14 protein-coding genes are annotated in these 16,642 nt (G+C 72.5%); 8 read left to right on the top strand and 6 right to left on the bottom strand.

Going from position 1 to position 16,642, the window contains the following annotated elements:
• The first annotated feature begins 104 nt into the window (after positions 1-104).
• The gene (locus D7318_RS04200) at positions 105-938 is read left to right on the top strand and encodes a hypothetical protein (RefSeq protein WP_120695464.1); all 834 of its coding nucleotides are present in this window, start codon (positions 105-107) and stop codon (positions 936-938) included.
• Here D7318_RS04200 and D7318_RS04195 read toward each other — a convergent pair.
• From D7318_RS04195 to D7318_RS32625, 3 genes are all read right to left on the bottom strand, one after another.
• Positions 866-1,696 (bottom strand): aldo/keto reductase, encoded by an 831-nt coding sequence (locus D7318_RS04195; protein ID WP_329604553.1) that lies wholly within the window; start codon positions 1,694-1,696, stop codon positions 866-868. The genes D7318_RS04200 and D7318_RS04195 overlap by 73 nt on opposite strands.
• 14 nt (positions 1,697-1,710) lie before the next feature.
• Positions 1,711-2,922, bottom strand: a complete 1,212-nt coding sequence (locus tag D7318_RS04190; protein WP_120695462.1) for a JmjC domain-containing protein — start codon at positions 2,920-2,922, stop codon at positions 1,711-1,713.
• A gap of 162 nt (positions 2,923-3,084) precedes the next feature.
• Positions 3,085-3,225: a hypothetical protein gene (locus tag D7318_RS32625; protein ID WP_183091294.1), complete on the bottom strand. Its 141-nt coding sequence runs from the start codon at positions 3,223-3,225 to the stop codon at positions 3,085-3,087.
• Between the two features lie 398 nt (positions 3,226-3,623).
• On the opposite strand from D7318_RS32625, the gene D7318_RS04180 reads away from it, so the two are divergent.
• The 3 genes from D7318_RS04180 to D7318_RS04170 all read left to right on the top strand — a co-directional run bounded on the left by D7318_RS04180 (position 3,624) and on the right by D7318_RS04170 (position 6,230).
• Positions 3,624-4,175, top strand: coding sequence for an NADPH-dependent FMN reductase (locus tag D7318_RS04180; RefSeq protein WP_120695460.1), 552 nt, complete (start codon positions 3,624-3,626; stop codon positions 4,173-4,175).
• Positions 4,176-4,284: 109 nt separating this feature from the next.
• Positions 4,285-5,361, top strand: coding sequence for an ATP-binding cassette domain-containing protein (locus D7318_RS04175; RefSeq protein ID WP_120695459.1), 1,077 nt, complete (start codon positions 4,285-4,287; stop codon positions 5,359-5,361).
• The gene (locus tag D7318_RS04170; RefSeq protein ID WP_120695458.1) at positions 5,358-6,230 is read left to right on the top strand and encodes an ABC transporter permease; all 873 of its coding nucleotides are present in this window, start codon (positions 5,358-5,360) and stop codon (positions 6,228-6,230) included. The genes D7318_RS04175 and D7318_RS04170 overlap by 4 nt, the downstream gene beginning before the upstream one ends.
• On the opposite strand, the gene D7318_RS04165 is transcribed toward D7318_RS04170, so the two are convergent.
• Positions 6,215-6,952, bottom strand: a complete 738-nt coding sequence (locus D7318_RS04165) for a class I SAM-dependent methyltransferase (RefSeq protein WP_120695457.1) — start codon at positions 6,950-6,952, stop codon at positions 6,215-6,217. The genes D7318_RS04170 and D7318_RS04165 overlap by 16 nt on opposite strands.
• A gap of 237 nt (positions 6,953-7,189) precedes the next feature.
• Here D7318_RS04165 and D7318_RS04160 point away from each other — a divergent pair, with 237 nt between their 5' ends.
• Complete coding sequence (locus D7318_RS04160; RefSeq protein WP_408055440.1) at positions 7,190-8,431, top strand: sensor histidine kinase; 1,242 nt, start codon at positions 7,190-7,192, stop codon at positions 8,429-8,431.
• Positions 8,432-8,439: 8 nt separating this feature from the next.
• On the top strand, positions 8,440-9,114 hold the full coding sequence (locus D7318_RS04155) for a response regulator (RefSeq protein ID WP_120695708.1): 675 nt from the start codon (positions 8,440-8,442) through the stop codon (positions 9,112-9,114).
• Between the two features lie 787 nt (positions 9,115-9,901).
• On the opposite strand, the gene D7318_RS04150 is transcribed toward D7318_RS04155, so the two are convergent.
• Positions 9,902-13,147 (bottom strand): ATP-binding protein, encoded by a 3,246-nt coding sequence (locus tag D7318_RS04150; protein ID WP_120695455.1) that lies wholly within the window; start codon positions 13,145-13,147, stop codon positions 9,902-9,904.
• 50 nt (positions 13,148-13,197) lie between these two features.
• On the opposite strand from D7318_RS04150, the gene D7318_RS04145 reads away from it, so the two are divergent.
• Positions 13,198-14,865 (top strand): DUF885 domain-containing protein, encoded by a 1,668-nt coding sequence (locus D7318_RS04145; RefSeq protein ID WP_120695454.1) that lies wholly within the window; start codon positions 13,198-13,200, stop codon positions 14,863-14,865.
• Positions 14,866-15,008: 143 nt separating this feature from the next.
• Here D7318_RS04145 and D7318_RS04140 read toward each other — a convergent pair whose 3' ends face one another.
• On the bottom strand, positions 15,009-16,133 hold the full coding sequence (locus D7318_RS04140) for a methyltransferase domain-containing protein (protein WP_183091295.1): 1,125 nt from the start codon (positions 16,131-16,133) through the stop codon (positions 15,009-15,011).
• Between the two features lie 231 nt (positions 16,134-16,364).
• Here D7318_RS04140 and D7318_RS04135 point away from each other — a divergent pair, with 231 nt between their 5' ends.
• On the top strand, positions 16,365-16,556 hold the full coding sequence (locus D7318_RS04135; RefSeq protein ID WP_120695452.1) for a hypothetical protein: 192 nt from the start codon (positions 16,365-16,367) through the stop codon (positions 16,554-16,556).
• Positions 16,557-16,642 lie beyond the last annotated feature (86 nt).

Genomic DNA, 16,642 nt, shown 5'->3' with positions numbered 1-16,642 from the left:
ATCGAACGACTACGGGAAGTCTCTCCATCGACCGGGGAGTGTGCACGCGGCGTGGTCGGTCTCCTCCATACTGGTAGCGCCAACAGCGATTCCGAGGAGTCGGTATGCCCGCGTCCGCTGCCGTGACCGTTGACTTGCGCACGGAGTCTGTTGATGCAGTGTTGGGCCGTGTTGAACGGTCTCTCGGGGTGCAGTTGGACAGAAGTACCGAGGTGCGTAAACGGCGGTCGATCGGGGCCCGGACAGATCGAGGCACTTGGGTGCGGATCGAACGGCGGGCACGGGAACGGATCGACGGACAAGGATGGAACGGTGTCGAGTGCGCGGCGGTGCTCCAGGGCGTTGCGATGCCGGAATGGTTCGCGGGTCTGGCTTGGAGTGACCCGGACGACGGTTCGATGTGGCGGGCCGATGAAACACAGCTGGTCACTGCCGAGCCCATGAAGCCCACTGACAGGGCGGAGCTGCCTGACGCGTGGTGGGCGACGCTGACCGAATCCCTCGATGCTCTGGCCGCGCAAACGACCACCCGCGTGGCGACACCGGACACCGTGACCATTTCTCGGGAAGTGGTGGCCGAGGTCATTCAGAAGGCGTTTCCCGAGGCCGGGATCGATATCAGCTTGGACGAGTGGGCAACCGCACACGCTGACCTGAGCTGGGCCAACCTGACCACGCCGGAGTGTTACCTGTTGGACTGGGAAGACTGGGGGATGGCTCCGCGAGGGTTGGACTCAGCCAAGTTGTGGGTCAGCTCCCTCGATGTCCCGGAAGTGGCCGAGCGAGTGCGGCACGAAAGGCGGGGCGATCTTGGGAGCCGAACCGGCAAACTCATGTCGTTGTTCTACTGCTCCAAGCTCGTTCCCTATGTCGATGAAGGGGCAGCAGTTCGAATGGAAGCGCTTCGGCTGCTTGAGGAGTTGGAGTCTCCGCGCTGACGCCTCAGCAGATCTCGGTATCTCGCCACGGTGCTTTCATTCACCTCGGCGCCAAGGGAGTCCAGCAGCTCCCTGAGGTGCCCGGGATCATCGGAACCCACCGCTACGGAACTGACGCGGGGCAGGTAGTACGCCGCTCGGAATGCTGCCTGGAGTCGCGAACAGACACGGGCGGAATCCCCACGGAGAAAGACCTTGGGGTTGATCTCTTCCCATATCGAGTCTGTGGCCCTGCCCCCGAAGGGGCTCATGCCCCAGACCGCAGCGGCGGGTAGGTGCCACCGCGCGGCCAGGGATTCGGAGGCGTCCAGGGTGTCAATGGCGACCAGCAACCCCGAACGGACCATGAGTACGTCAGGTCTCGGGGTGTCGCCGTCAACAAGGCACACGAGCGGACCCGGACGCCACGAAGCGATCCCCCAAGCGCCGCAGAGCCCTTCCCTGGCAGCGTTCGCCAGCACCCCGCAGGCGAGCGTCAGACAGTCTCGCGCCTCTTCCGGGGGAAGCCCTGAGACCGACTGTTCCGGGTTGTGCAGGAAGACGAGGTCAGGCGTTCGCCCGAGGTCTCGGTTCGTCTTCTCCAGTGCGTAGCGAAGTCGGCCGGGGTCGAGGGAGTGAACAGCGCCCGCCGCCCCAGGGAAGTAACCGACCTTGGTGGACACGCTGAAAGGGGCCAACAGGTCACCGAAGCTCGCCAACGTCTGGTGAGCGGCGAAACCGTGGTAGTTGAACGCTGTGTCGATCGCCCGTATGCCCATGTCCAGCGCGGCATTCAGTGAATGTCGCTGGTAACGAGACCGGTGTAGCCCGAGGACAATTCGGGAGTGAGGCTCGCGCACAATTCTTCCTCCGTCAGGATCTCCGCTACCCGGTTGACCACATTGCCGACCAAACCGGCCGCTTGGGACAGATTGACCGGGCGGCCGCTCAGAAGGAGCCGCAACGCGGGAAGTGCCTTGGCCGCGAGGGTCAGTTCCTTACCGGCTCCGACGACTTTCACGGTGCTCCCCCGTTCGATGATCTGGGGAGGGAACTCCGTAACGCACACGACGTTTTCCAGTGGCCCGAAGAGATCCACGAACGGCACGTGTCGGGAGGGCGCAACATCCTTCTTGCGCGCGGCAAGGAAGTCGGCCGGGCCGCGCGATTCGATGAGTTGGGCGGCGGCGTCCACCAGCTTGTTGCGCTGGGCCTCTTGCCGCTCAGGATCGGCCGACGTGTCCAGGTCACGACGGAAGAGTTCGACTTCCCGGGACCAGTCGGCCAGCCATGAAAGCCAACCCACACCGCTTGGGTTGGTGAATCCGAAGATCATATGGAGGCTGTGTCCTGAGTCCCGGCCACTACGGCTGGCCTTGTGCCAGTAGCCGCGCGGGATGTGTATTACGTCGCCTGGTTTCATCGTCCCATTCCAGATGACGTCTTGGCTCGGCTCGTCATTGCGGGCGGCGTCGCGGAACATCGGCGCAGCTCGTGAGGCGCCCCGTACCTCCCACTCCTTTTCGCCCGAGAGTTGGACCGCGATGACGTTGTGGTCGTCCCAATGCAGACCGAAACCGTGGTCCCCATTCGTGGTGAGATAGACGTTGATCGAAATCCGTTCGCCGGACCACCACTGAATCGCTCGGCAGACCACTTCCAGCGTGGGGTCGAAGACGTGTGCCTTGTCCAGGATCAGCGTTGCCCCGTCGCGAAGGTGACCCCGTAGACGGCGCATGTTCACCGTGCGAATGCCCTGCCCTCGGGCCGTCACCTCCTGACTCAGGTATGCGTCAGGGTGCAGTTCCGTGCCCTTGCGAAAGCATCGCACCTGCGGGTTCGCCAGGCTCCGACGCATCACGAGATCTAAGAGGCGAACGGGCGTGAGAACCCGCTCCATCAGCCCGGGGTCGGGAAGACTGCCCCGGGCAAACCGCTTGCCGAGCTGGTTGGGACCACCCCACCCGAGCGCACTTTCTATGTCGGTGACCACCCTGTGGTCCATCGCTGCTGGTCCTCTCGCGAAGTCCGTTGAGGGAGTGCGGGCAGAGGGCCGCGGTATGCCCGGCCCCACTGCCCTACTGCGGCCGTTGGCCCCGTTCAGTTCGCCTTCTCGGAGAGTGAGCGAAGCCCGACAGGCACCGAGTCCCGGCCGCGGGGCGTGCTGTTAGGCGGGGTCCCCGAACGTGTCACCTTCCGGCCACGGGGTATCACCCGTCGCATCGGTCGGTGGATCGGACATGCTGCTGTCGAACCGGTCGTGAACCCTGTCCAGGGCCGTGACGGCAACCAACAGTTCGTCTTCCATGCGTAACCTCCCTTCGAGCTCAGCTGACGTGAGGACGGTCGTCACAGAGCGGTCACTCCTGACAACTCTTCTCCGAACGGGCGTATATCCGCAAGAGCGCGCGGAACCGACAGATCGCTTTTCGCCGGGCCCCCGCATCGGCACGCTGGCAGCGCAGTTCCGCCGGTCTCCCCGGGGCTGTGGGGCGGCAGCTGCGCCACCCACCTGCACTCGTGTGGAGGAGCCTCTGGCTGGACCGGCTTGTCCTCCTCCTGCGGTGTGGCCCGCTCCCGGACCTCCTGGAAAAGCGTTGGTGCACCAGGTGGCCAATGCGGCGTCGGCGACGAGGGTCCCGCGAGATTCGATCTCGCGGACGCGCGTCGCCGTCTCGCGCCTCCCCTGTGAGGGAGGTGAACGGCATGGTCAACGGCCTGCGCGTCGCCGTGATCATCGGCTCGACCCGGCAGGGGCGCGCCGGGGGCGCGATCGGGCAGTGGTTCACCGCGCACGCGCGCCGGCGCGACGACGTCGAGGTCGCGGTGCTCGACCTGGTGGACTTCGCGTTCCCGGCCCGGTACCCCGACGAGCCGACGCCCGCCATGCGCCGCTTCGCCGCCGCCGTGGAGCGGGCCGAGGCGTTCGTCGTCGTCACGCCCGAGTACAACCGCAGCTTTCCCGCCTCCCTCAAGCAGGCCATCGACGCGGCCTACGACGAGTGGCACGCCAAGCCCGTCGGCTTCGTCTCCTACGGCCTGCACTCCTACGGCACCTGCGCGGTCGAGGCGTTGCGCGGCGTCTTCGCCGAGCTGCACACCGTGACCGTGCGCGACGTGGTGGGCATCGACCTGCTCGTCGACGCCGAACGCCGCACCGAGTCACAGGCCAGGGCCGCCACCGCGCTCCTTGATCAACTCGTCTGGTGGGGAATGGCGTTGCGGGAGGCGCGCGCCCGGCGGCCCTATGTGACCTGATGTGACCCGGCGAGTAAATCGCACTAGTGTGCGGACCGATGAGTTTTCGCGTCCCGCCCGGTCCACCCGGTGAACCGAGCGGACGGACATCACACAGCAGAGGATCGAGATGAGTGAACGCACGGGCGGGCCCGCGATCGAAACGACGGGGCTCGTCAAGGTTTTCGGCGAGAAGCGCGCGGTGGACGGCATCGACCTCACGGTCCCCGCCGGGACGGTCTACGGCGTCCTCGGGCCCAACGGCGCGGGCAAGACCACCGCCGTCCGGATGCTCGCGACCCTCCTCCGCCCCGACGGCGGCGAGGCGCGCGTCTTCGGGCACGACGTGGTGAAGGAGGCGGCCGCGGTGCGCGCCCGCGTGTCGCTGACCGGCCAGTACGCCTCGGTGGACGAGGACTTGACCGGCACGGAGAACCTGGTTCTGCTCGCCAGGCTGCTGGGCTACCGCAAGCCCGCCGCGCGCGAGCGGGCCGCGCGCCTGCTGGAGGCGTTCGGGCTCACCGAGGCCGCCGACAAGCAGGCGAAGAACTACTCGGGTGGCATGCGGCGCCGCCTCGACATCGCCGCCAGCATCCTCAACACCCCCGACCTGCTGTTCCTCGACGAGCCCACCACGGGCCTCGACCCCCGCAGCAGGAACCAGGTGTGGGACATCGTGCGCGCCGTCGTCGCCCAGGGCACCACGGTCCTGCTCACCACCCAGTACCTCGACGAGGCCGACCAGTTGGCGGGGCGGATCGCGGTCATCGACAACGGCAAGGTGATCGCCGAGGGCACCCCGGGGCAGCTCAAGTCCTCGGTCGGCTCGGGCTCGATCCACGTCAGGCTGCGCGACGCCGACCGGCGCGCGGAGGCCCAGGGCGTGCTGGCCCGCGTTCTCCAGACCTCCGTGACGCTTGACCACGACCCCGTCGCCCTGACCGCGCGCGTCATGGTCGACGGCGCGGCGGGCGGCCCCGCCGAGCGCGCCGCCCACGCGCTGGGGGAGTTGGCGGCCAGCGGCATCACGGTGGACGACTTCTCGCTCGGGCAGCCCAGCCTCGACGAGGTCTTCCTCGCCCTCACCGGCGACAAGCGCAACCGGCCTGGCGAGGCCGGGGACAAGAGCGGCACGAACGGCACGAACGGCACCACGAACGGCACCACCGACGGCACGGCGAAGCGGAAGCAGGAGGCCACGGCATGAGCACGGCGACCAACACGGAGGCCGTCACCGACGAGCGGTCGGACGAGGACGACGTCTACGTCCCGGCCACCGAGACCCTGGAGGCGGTGCTCTCCACGTCCGAACGCCCGCCGCGGCCCACCGCGTTGTCCGCGTCGGTCACCTTCGGCTGGCGCGCGATGCTCAAGATCAAGCACGTGCCCGAGCAGCTCTTCGACGTCACCGTCTTCCCGATCATGATGACGCTGATGTTCACCTACCTGTTCGGCGGCGCGCTCGCGGGCTCGACGAGCGAGTACCTCCAGTTCCTGCTGCCGGGCATCATGGTGATGAGCGTCGTGATGACCACGATGTACACCGGCGTCTCGGTCAACACCGACATCGCCAAGGGCGTCTTCGACCGCTTCAGGACGCTGCCGGTGTGGCGGCCTTCGGCGATGGTCGGATACCTGCTCGGCGACATGTTCCGCTACACCATGGCGTCCGTGGTGATCCTGGTCGTCGGCCTGATCCTGGGCTACCGGCCCGACGGCGGGGTGCTCGGCGTGGTCGCGGCGATCGCGCTGCTCGTGGCGTTCTCGTTCGCGTTCTCCTGGATCTGGACGATGTTCGGGCTGCTGATGCGGTCGGAGAAGTCGGTGATGGGCGTCAGCATGCTCGTGCTCATGCCGATGACGTTCATGTCCAACATCCTGGTCGAGCCCGACACGATGCCCGGCTGGCTCCAGGCGTTCGTGGACGTCAACCCCGTCGCCATCCTGACCGAGGCCGCGCGCGGCCTGATGGCGGGCGACGCCGACGCGGGCGAGATCGGCTGGGTGCTCATCGCGGGCGCCGGGCTGATAGCGGTGTTCGGCACGCTGACGATGCGCCTCTACAACAGGAAGTGATCACGTGCCTCTCGGGCGGTGGTCCCCGCCTCGGCGGGGCCACCGGCGGGCCGCGTGAGGTGCCAGACGCGCGCCGGGGGGAGGTTCGCCCACACCGTGCCGCTGGTCGCCGCGTAGTGGCCGCGGTAGTCCGCGAGGACCTGCTCGGCCGAGTGGTGCCGCAGCGCCTCGGCGCGCGACGCGAACAGGGCGCGGGCGCGGCGCGTGCCGCGGTAGGCGAAGTAGGTCAACGCGCCGCCGGGGCGCAGCAGATCCAGATAGCGGCTCATGATCGCCTCGACCTGGTGCGGAGGGAAGTTGGCGAACGGCAGCCCCGACACGATCACGTCGTAGCGGCGCCCCGTGTCCAGGTGCTCGACGAACGTCCGGTGCACGCACACCCGTTCGGCGCCCGCGGTCATCTCCCGCAGCCGGTCGGCGAACCTGGGGTTGGCCTCGACCACGTCGAGGCGGCTGCCCGCGGGGAGCTGGGGTATCAGCGCCCGGGTGACCGCGCCCGTTCCCGCGCCCGCCTCCAGGACGTTCAACGGGCGCCCCGCCGCCGCCCGCACCGGCGCCGTCAGCGCGCGGGCCAGCGCGCGCCCGCTGGGGGCTATCGCGCCCGTGGTGCGCATGTCACGGACCGCTTCGCGCAGGAACATCCAGCTCGCGGCCGCGGGGCGCCGGGCGCGGGGGGTCCTGGCGCGGGGGGTTCTGGCGCCGGGGGTGGTGCGTTCATCCATGGTCCCGACGCTAGGAATCCGCCCCCCACCTGCGGATCCGCCGTTCCGCCGCGGCGTTCACCGACGAAAGTAGGGGGTGGCCCCCGCGGATCGTCGGGGCGCCGACGCCGACCAACGGCCCGACCGTTGGCGGCCGATCCGCGCGGCTGACCCGCGCTGCTGATTCGCGCCGAGGAGCGGTTCGGTGAGCCTGATCACGCCAGGGCCGCGATGTCCTCGCGGTACTAGGATGCCCGCGTGGGCAGGAGAGAGAGCGCGACGTGGGGTCGGCGCGGGCGTCGCGTCGCGGTGGTGCTGCTGACGGGCCTGGCCGCGAAGCACGCCGTGTCGTCCGTGGACGGCGCGTTCCTCACGCCGGGCGTCGCCGCCGTGCTGCTGTGCGGCCTCGTCCTGTTCACGAGCCGCGGCCACTGGCTGATCGCGCCCGTGCTCACCACGGTGTCGGCCGGGATCTGGGGCTGGCCGCTGCTGCCGCTGCTGCTGGTCGTGCTGTTCGAGCTCGCCGCGCAGCGCCGCGCCGCCGCCGCCCTGGGCTTCGCCGCCACCGCGGCGGGGGCCAACACGCTGGTGGGGCCCGACGTCTCGCTGTGGGCGCCGCAGCAGTACGGCTCGTGCGTGCTCCTGACGATGGCCGTGGTGGGCGGCCTGTGGATGGGCAACCGCCGCCGCCTCGTCGAGGCCCTCAACACGCGCGTCGAGCACCTGCGCACCGAGCGGCGGCTGCGCGAGGAGGCCGCGCGCAGCGCCGAACGATCCGCGATCGCCGCGGAGATGCACGACGTCCTCGCCCACCGCCTGAGCCTGATCGCCCTGCACACGGGCGTGCTGATCACCAGGAAGGACGCCCTGCCCGACCCGGTCGTCGAACGCCTCACGCTGCTGCGCACCGCGTCCACCGAGGCGTTGGCCGACCTGCGCGACGTCCTGGGCGCGCTGCGCGAGCCGGGCGCCGTGTCCGACGACGCGGCGCCCGTTCCGGTGCTGCGCGACGTGCACGAGCTGGTCGCGCAGGCGCGGGCCGCGGGCCAGCCGGTTTCGATCACGGTGACGGGCGCGCCCGAACGGGCCCCGGCCGCCCACCGGTTGGCGGTCTACCGGGTGGTGCAGGAGGCGTTGACCAACGCCCGTAAGCACGCGCCGGGTTCGCCGGTGCGCGTCCGCATCGACCACGGGCCGCCCGCGACGCTCGTCGAGGTCGTCAACGAGCCGGGCGTCGGGGCGGCCGACGCGGTGCCCTCGGGGTTCGGCCTGGTGGGCCTGCGCGAACGCGTCGCCGCGCTCGGCGGCCACCTGCACGCCGGCGCGAGCGGCGCGGGCGCGTGGCGCGTGGCCGCCCATATCCCGCACCCGCCGACCCCGGCCCCGACCCCGGCCCCGACCCCGACGCCCGCCCCGGCCGTGGAACAGTCCTGTCACTCCGACAAGTCGTGCTCGGGCGAGCGGTACCGCGTCGCGTGGTGGAGCGGGGCGCGCGCATGATCCGCCCCGTGATCCGCGCCATGATCGTCGACGACGACGCGCTGGTCCGCCTCGGCCTCGCGGACCTCCTCGACGGCGACGACGGCATCGAGGTGGTGGCCCAGGCGGCCGACGGCCTGGGCGCGATCGAGCGGGCCACCGCCCACCGCGTCGACGTGGCGCTCGTCGATGTGCGCATGCCACGCATGGACGGCATCACGGCCACCGCGCGCCTGCGCGAACTCCCGCACGCGCCACGGGTGATCACGCTGACGACGTTCGACCTGGACGAGTACGTCTACAACGCGCTGGCCGCGGGGGCCGACGGGTTCCTGCTGAAGGACACCGACCCCGCCGAGATCCTGCGCGCCGTCCACCTCGTCGCCGCGGGCTCGGCGATGCTCCACCCGGCCGCGGCCCGCCGCCTGATCGACCGCTACCACCGCACGAACCCCCCGGGCGCGGCCACGGCCCGCGCCCGCCTCGAACGCCTCACGCCCCGCGAGCGCGACGTCCTGACGCTGCTGGCCAGGGGCGGCACGAACGCCGACATCGCGACGAGCCTCGGCATGCGCGAGAGCACGGTGAAGGCACATGTGAGCCGGATCCTCACGGCGTTGGAGGTCACCAACCGCGTCCAGGCGGCGCTGCTGGCCCACGACGCGGGGTCGTCTGCGACGGCTCCGACGTTGTACCGCGGCTGAGTGCGGCGGGCACCCCGCGTTGTGGGTGCGGCCCGGCTGCGCGCTGCCGCGCGGCTGTGCCGCTGCGCGGCGGGTACCCGCGTTGCGCCTGTGGTGCGGTTGTGCCGCTGTGCGGCGGGTTGTGGCTGCGCCGTTGTGCCTGCGGCGGGTGGCCGTTTGCGGTGGATCCGCACTTGTGTGCTGTCGTGCGGTGGGTACCCGCGTTGCGCCTGTGGTGCGGTTGTGCCGCTGTGCGGCGGGTTGTGGCTGCGCCGCTGTGCCTGCGGCGCGTGGCCGTTTGCGGCGGAGCCGCACTTGTGTGCTGCCGCGTGGCGGGTGCCCCGCGTTGGGCCTGCGGTGCGGCTGTGCGCTGGTGCGCTGGTGCGCGGCCGGAATCCGCGTTGTGCCTGCGGCGCGGCTGCGCCGGTGCGCGGTTGTCGCCGTTGGCCACGGGGCGGGGTGGTCTGCGACGGCTCCGACGTTGCCCCGCGGTTGAGAGCGGCGGGTGTCCCGCGTTGGGCCTGCCGCGCCGCCGTGCCGCTGCGCGGCGGGTGTTGCGCACGTTGTGCCGCTGTGTGGCGGGGGGCGGTTGCGCCGTTGGCCCACGGCACGTGACCGCCTGCGGGTGGGTGCTCAACGGCGTTGGCGGACGGTCCTCGTGGGGTCTCGTCGGCTCACGGCACGTGGCCGGGCGGGCACCGCCGTTGCCTCAACGCCCGCGCGCGGGCACCCGCCGCGGGGGACCGCGGTCCCGCTGATCACCGTCACACCGTGGAACGTGCGGGCCAGCGCAGCGTTGCCGCAGCGATCACCGCGTGAACGGCTGCTCGTCCGGTGCCGGGCGGTACGCGCACATCGTGCCCGTGGTCACCGTCGCGCGGAGGTGGGTGGCCAGCTCGGGGTGGCGGTCGTCCAGGCGGCGCAGGGTGTCGCGGATGCGGGCGGTGACCGTTTTCCTGGCGCGTTCGGCCTCGTCGCCCAGGCGTCGGCTCCGGCCGCCCAGGCCCGCCGCGGTGCGCAACTCGTCGAGCAGCGCCGCCCGTTCGCGGTCGAGCTCGGCGGCGCGTGGGTCGTCGCCGCGTTCCGTGGCGCGGTCGATCTCCGCGTCGAGCGCCGTGAGGTGTGCGCGGTAGCGGGCCTTCGCCTCGTCGTCGAGGACCGGGTCGCCGCCCAGGCGCTCGACCGCGCCCGCCTCGGGCGCGAGCAGCCGCACCGCCGGGATGTCGCCGCCGGGGTGGGCCAGCAGCTCGTGCAGGTCGCGCAGCCCCTTCGCGTCGGGCATGTGCACCGTGCGGCCCGCGTAGGTCAGGGTCCACACCGAGCCGTCGAAGCGGAACTCCGCCGCGGACGCGCGGGCTCGGGGCGCCCCGGTCAGCCGGGCGCGCGACGCCGCCACCCTGGCGGGCAGGTGGCGCAGGCCGAGCTCCGCGGCCTCGCGCTCCACCGCGTCGAGCGCCGCCAGCGCCGCCTCGTCGTCGCCGGGGCCGCCGCGCCCGATCAGCGCGTCGGCGAGGTGGGCGCGCGCCTCGGCGGCCCAGGGGCGCGACCGCATCACGTCGGCCGACTCCGCCGCGGCCCGCAGGCTCGCGACGGCCGCGTCCCAGCGTTCGACGGCCGCGTCGAGCAGCCCGGCCCACAGCGCGACGGGCCCGCTGATGTCGAAGCCGAACATCGACACCAGCCACTCACCGTCGCTCGGCCCGAGCGCCGCCTTGGCCGCCGCGCACCGCTCGGGGTCGCGCGACAGGGCCGCGGCCTGCGCCTGGAAGCGCAGCCACACGCTCTCGACGAAGCCGGGGTAACGCCGTGAACGCGCCGTCGCCCAGACGCGTTCGACCTCGTCGACGTCCCCGCGCTGCGCCGCCGCGACGCCCTCGAAGAGCTCGAGGTGGCTGTTGGGGAACGTTCCGCCCGCGCTCTCCTCGAGCGGCTCGTCGAGCTCGTCGAACCGCCCCTGGAGCAGGTGCTTCTGCCAGGTCAGCGCCGAGGCGAACTGCGCGTAGTGGTCGGTCGGGTCGCCGAGCGCGGTGATCTCCACGGCCCGCGACCAGTGGGCTTCGCCGTCCTCGAACCTGCCCTGGAACACGGCGGTGATCGACTGGTCGATCGACGCCGACATCCAGAACCTCGGCTGCCTCGACGCCTCCACGAGCGTCACATAGTCGCCGAGCGCCGCCAGATACGCCGGGTCGCCCAGCTCCACCAGCGTCACCCAGCGCAGCGACGCCGCGTAGTGCTCCATGTCGAGGTCGCCCGAGCGGCGGCCCACGGCGATCATCTCCTCGATCAGGGCCAGGCGTTCGCCCGCGGTGCCGGGGCCCCAGATCGCGTCGTGCCGCGCCCACAGGCTGAACGCCAGCGCGTCGTCGTCCTCCCCACGCCGGGCCAGCACCGCGATGCGCACGGCGAGCTCGCGCGCGATCCGGTCCAACTCGCCGCGCCCGCCGTCGCGTTCGCCGTCGTCCGCGGGGGCGTTCCGGCCGATGAGCCGCGCGTGCGCCTCCCGCAGCAGATCGGCGCGCAGCGGCCCGAGCCCGTCGGCGCGCACGGGGTCGTAGCTGCGGTGCAGCGTCAGCGCGACGCGCGTCAGGAGCGCCGGGTCGTCAAGACGCCGCGCCACCTCGGCCGCCTCCCGCATGACGGCCGCCGCCTCCCGGCTCGAACGGCCGTGGTGCAGCTCGAGGGCGTACTCGAGGCCGACAAGGACGCGCCGGCGCGCGCCCAGCGCGGCCGAGAGCGCGTAGGCGTCGCGGTAGTGCGCCGTTCCCTCCTCGAACGCCATGCGCCCCACCGCGTCCTCGCCCGCCGAGCGCAGCAGGTCGACGGCGCGCGCGGGGGTGAGCTCGGCGCCCGCGAGGCGCGCGTGCCGCGCCAGGTCGGCGGGTGGCACGCGGTCGGCGAGCGCCGCCGGGTCGAGCGCGGTGACGACGGCCGCGTGGCGGCGGCGCCGTTCCCCCTCGTCGAGCCCGGCGTAGAGCGTCTCGCGCACCAGGTCGTGGGCGAACGCGAACCGCCCGCCGCCGCGTTGCACCACGAGCCGCGCGGTCACCGCGTGGTCGAGCAGCCGGTCGGTCTCGGCCGCGGGCACGGCGGCGACCGCGCTCAGCACCTGCCGGTGGAACTCGCGGCCCAGCACCGCCGCGTCGGTCAGCAGCCGCATCACGCGCGCGGGCAGGAGCGCGAGCCGCCGCCGCACCACGTCGCCGACGCCGGGCGGGATCGCGGTGACCCCGCCGCCGCTGGCCCACAGGCGGGCGGTCTGCTCGACGAAGAAGGGGTTCCCGCCGGTGCGCCGGTACACCTCGGCGAGCAGCGCGGGCCCCGGCGCGTCGCCCACCGTGCGCGCGATCAACGCGCCCACCTCGTCGCGCGTCAGCCCCGCGAGCGCGAGCGTCGTCGCCTTGGCGACCAGCGGCATCATCAACGCGTGCAGCGGGTGGTCGGGCGGCTCGACCTCCGCGTCGCGGTAGGTGCAGAGCAGCAGCAGCCGCTCGAACCACGTGTGCTGCGCGGCGAATCGGAGCAGCCGCAGCGACGCGGTGTCGGCCCAGTGCAGGTCCTCGAAGACCACCACCAGGGGCCTGCGGTGCGACGCGGTCACGAGCGCGCTGGTCACCGCGTCGAACACCTCGAACCCCTCGGGCGCCGCCTCGGGCGAGGCCGCGGCCGAGGGGTTCGAGGCGATCGCGGGCCCGGGATCGGCCTGGGGGCGCGCCGCCTCGCCTGGCCGCGCCCCGAGCAGCACCCCGAGCGTGGGCCCCGCCGCCTCGGCGATCTCGGCCCACTCGTCCACCCCGACCGCGCGCCGCAGCGCGCGCAGGACCTGCACCCACGGCCAGTACCCCGGGGCGTTCTCGGCGTCCCAGCACGAGCCGCCGAGCACCAGCGCGCCCCGCGTCCTCGCCTCCTCCGCGGCCCCGGTGACCAGCGCGGTCTTGCCGATGCCCGCCTCGCCCGCGACGAGCACGAGGCCGCCGTGCCGCGAGGTCGACCGGTCGAGCTCGGCGCGCAGCACACCGGCGGCATGGTCCCGCCCGATGAGGTCACCGAACACCAGTGCGCCCCCGTCTTCCTTCGGAATGCCTGTTGTATGAGGATGACACAATGGATCAAACCACCCCGCGGTCCATCGCGGACGCCTTCGTGGAGACTCTCGCCGACCTCGATCCCCTGCTCGGCACGCGGCTGGGGATCAGGCCGGGCGTCGCCGACCTGCCCGACTTCTCCCCCGCGGGGCACGCCGCCCTCACCGACGCCCGCCGCGCCACCCTGGCGCGCCTCGACGCCGTCGAGGCCCGCGCGAACGGCGCGCTCCCCGCCGTCGAGCGCCGTGCCGCGCGCCTGTTGCGCGAGCGGCTGACCGCGCAGCTCGCGCTCGACGAGGCGGGCGAGCACCTCCGCGAGGTGTCCAACTTCTTCACCCCGATCCAGCGGCTCCGCGACGGCCTGATCCTCATGCCCAAGGCCACCGACGACGACTGGGCCACCCTCGGCCGCCGCCTGCGGAACGTCCCCGCCGCGCTCGACGGCTACCTCGAAGCCCTGGACACGGGCGCGGCCAAGGGCCTGCTCGCCGCCGCGCGCCAGGTGGAGACCGCGGCCGAGCAGCTCGACGCCCTGATCGACGCCGACTGGTGCCGCGAGCTGACCGCGCCAGCCCCCGAGTCGCTCCGCGCGGAGCTCGACGCGGCCGCGGGCCTGGCCACCGCCGCGCTCGACCGCGTGCGCGTCCACCTGCGCGAGACCTACCTCCCCGCCGCCGCTGGCACCCCGGACGGCGTGGGCCGCGAGCGTTACCGGCTGACCTCGCGCTACTGGACCGGCGCCGACCTCGACCTGGATGACGCGTACGCCTACGGCTGGGAGGAGTTCCACCGCGTGGCGCGCGAGATGCGCGAGGCCGCCGCGCTGATCCTGCCGGGCGGGACGCCACAGGCCGCCATGGCCCACCTCGACCGGCACGGCGAGGCGGTCGAGGGCGTCGAGGAGATCAGGGCGTGGCTCCAGGCGTTGATGGACGAGGCCATCGCGGAGCTCGACGGCACGCACCTGGACGTGGCCGAGCCGGTCCGCACCGTCGAGGCCATGATCGCCCCGCCGGGCAGCGCCGCCGCCCCCTACTACACGCGCCCCTCGCTGGACTTCTCGCGCCCGGGGCGCACCTGGCTGCCGACGATGGGCGCGACGCGCTTCCCCGTGTGGAGCCTGGTCTCGACGTGGTACCACGAGGGCGTTCCCGGGCACCACTTCCAGCTGGCGCAGTGGCTCGTGGCCGCGGACGACCTGTCGCGCTACCAGACCGGCGTCGGCTCGGTCAGCGCCACCACGGAGGGCTGGGCGCTCTACGCGGAGCGGCTCATGGACGAGCTGGGCCATCTCACCGACCCGGGACGGCGGTTGGGCTATCTGGTCGCCCAGATGACGCGCGCGATCCGCGTGATCATCGACATCGGCGTGCACCTGGGCCTGCGCGTCCCCGCGGGCGAGGCGTTCCACCCGGGCGAGGTCTGGACCCCGGCGCTCGCCGCGGAGTTCTTCCGCCTGCACACGGGGCGCGAGCCCGCCTATGTCACCTCCGAGCTGGTGCGCTACCTGGGCGCGCCGGGGCAGGCGATCAGCTACAAGCTGGGCGAACGCGCCTGGGTCGCGGGCCGCGAGGCCGCGAGGGCGGCGCGCGGGACGGCGTTCGACCTCAAGGCGTGGCACATGTCGGCCCTGTCCCTCGGCTCCCTCGGCCTCGACGACCTGACGGAGGAGCTGGCGGCGCTGTGAGGGCGCGCCGCGCGGTCACCTGAAGCCGCGCGGCTCACCCGGCCGCGCGGCTCACCGACAGCCGCGCGGGCAGCGGACCCGTTCGCGGCGTCCGTCGTTGTAGACCCACGTCCACCCGGTCCCGTCGCACTCCGAGCACTCACTCATAAGCCCTTGCCCCTCCCTGTGAACACCCGCGCGGCCGGTGCCGACGGGTCGTCGAGCCAGACGTACTGGCGGTCCGCCGTGACGGTGAAGCCGAGGCGGTCGAGCCCCGGGCCGCCCTCGGCCCGCCACGCGTCGTGGATCGCCTCGGCCTCGTCCCACAGGTCGCGCGGCCCGCTCTGGGTGACCCGCCCCCCGGCCACGACCGCCTTCGAGACCCCGTCGCTGAGCAACGCGCACCCCGGCTCGGTCGGCCAGGGGCTGTCGCCGATCAGCGCGTCGCACAGCAGGCGCAGCCCGGCCGGTGGGTCGATGAGCGCCGCGCGCCCGCCGTTCAGCTCCCGCTCGCGCGGCGGCGTGTGAACGATCCCCCCGGCCCGGCGCCGCTGCGAGCGCAGCGGCGTGAACGAGCACGCGTCGTGGAAGCGGCCCGTCGCCGTCCCGTCCTCGCCGACCGTCAGCCGCAACAGGCGCATTGTGGGGGCGTGCGGCAGCACGATCACGCCCCCGGGGCGCGTCTGCGCGACCCACGCGTAGGGCACGTCGGCGACGCCGCACGTGACGTGCACCCGGTCGAACGGGGCCGCCTCGGGGCAGCCCTTCTCGCCCTCGCCCACCACGACGCGCGGCGCGCGCCCGGCCGCGTGGAGGTTGGCCTCGGCCGCGACGGCGAGGGCCGGGTCGATCTCGACGGTGGTCACGCGTTCCCCGTCCCCGGTCAGGTCCCCGGTCAGGTCCCCGGTCAGATCGCCCGTCAGGTCGCACAGCAGCCCGGCCGTCCACCCGGTGCCCGTGCCGATCTCCAGCACCCGGTCCCCGGGGCCTGGCCCGAGCAGCCGCAGGAAGGTGAGGACGAGCAGGGGGTTGGACGCCGAGCTGGTCGGGGCGTAGGTCCGCGCCGCGCTCTCCGCGGTCAACGCGGTCCGCCCGTCGTCCAGCTGCGTGTAGATGACCGTCTCCGAGTACACCGCGTCCCACCACGCCCCCGGCGCTGCCCCCCGGTCGATCCAGTGCCCCGCGCCGCCCCTCGGCAGCGCCCACGCCCGCGCGGGCACGAAACGGTGCCGGGGTACCCGCACCAGCGCGTCGGCCAACGCGACGCAGGGGAAACGTTCACTTTCCAACGGCTCTCTCCTGTCAGCACTCAAACCTTGGCATTTCCTGGCCGGAGCCCGCGCACGCGGCGCCGCTGGGGCGCACTGAGGCATCCGTCGGCGCCCGGACGGAGCGTGGACGGCGTCCGGGCGGAGCGCGGAAGCGCCGTCCCGGGGAACCGAGTTGGCGCATTCACTGGACGTATGTACAGTCAACGTCGCGCGCACCCGTCATCCCGTCTTCCGACGAAAGGCCCATCCATGAAGGCCATCCGCCGCGTCCTCGGCGTCCTCGCCACCGCCACCGTGCTCGCGCTCTCCGCGGCCGGTGCCGCCCAGGCCCAGGTGCAGAAGGACTACAGCTGTGACGGCAACGTCAACCCGGCGGCCCACGGCTGGAACTACGTGAAGGCCTACGCCAGCACCTGCCCGAACGTCGGCGGCCCCGCGTAGTCCTCGCTCCCGCGCGACAATGGCCGGTGCCGGGCACGTCAGCCCGGCACCGGCCGGACCGCGAGCAGTGAGGTGAGCCAGGTGTC

Origin of the sequence: Streptomyces radicis (genome assembly GCF_003626575.1) — a bacterium.
Classification (GTDB): Bacteria; Actinomycetota; Actinomycetes; order Streptomycetales; family Streptomycetaceae; genus Streptomyces; species Streptomyces radicis.
The sequence above is the reverse complement of the archived record's forward strand: the minus strand, read 5'-3'. Positions and strand labels throughout refer to the sequence as shown.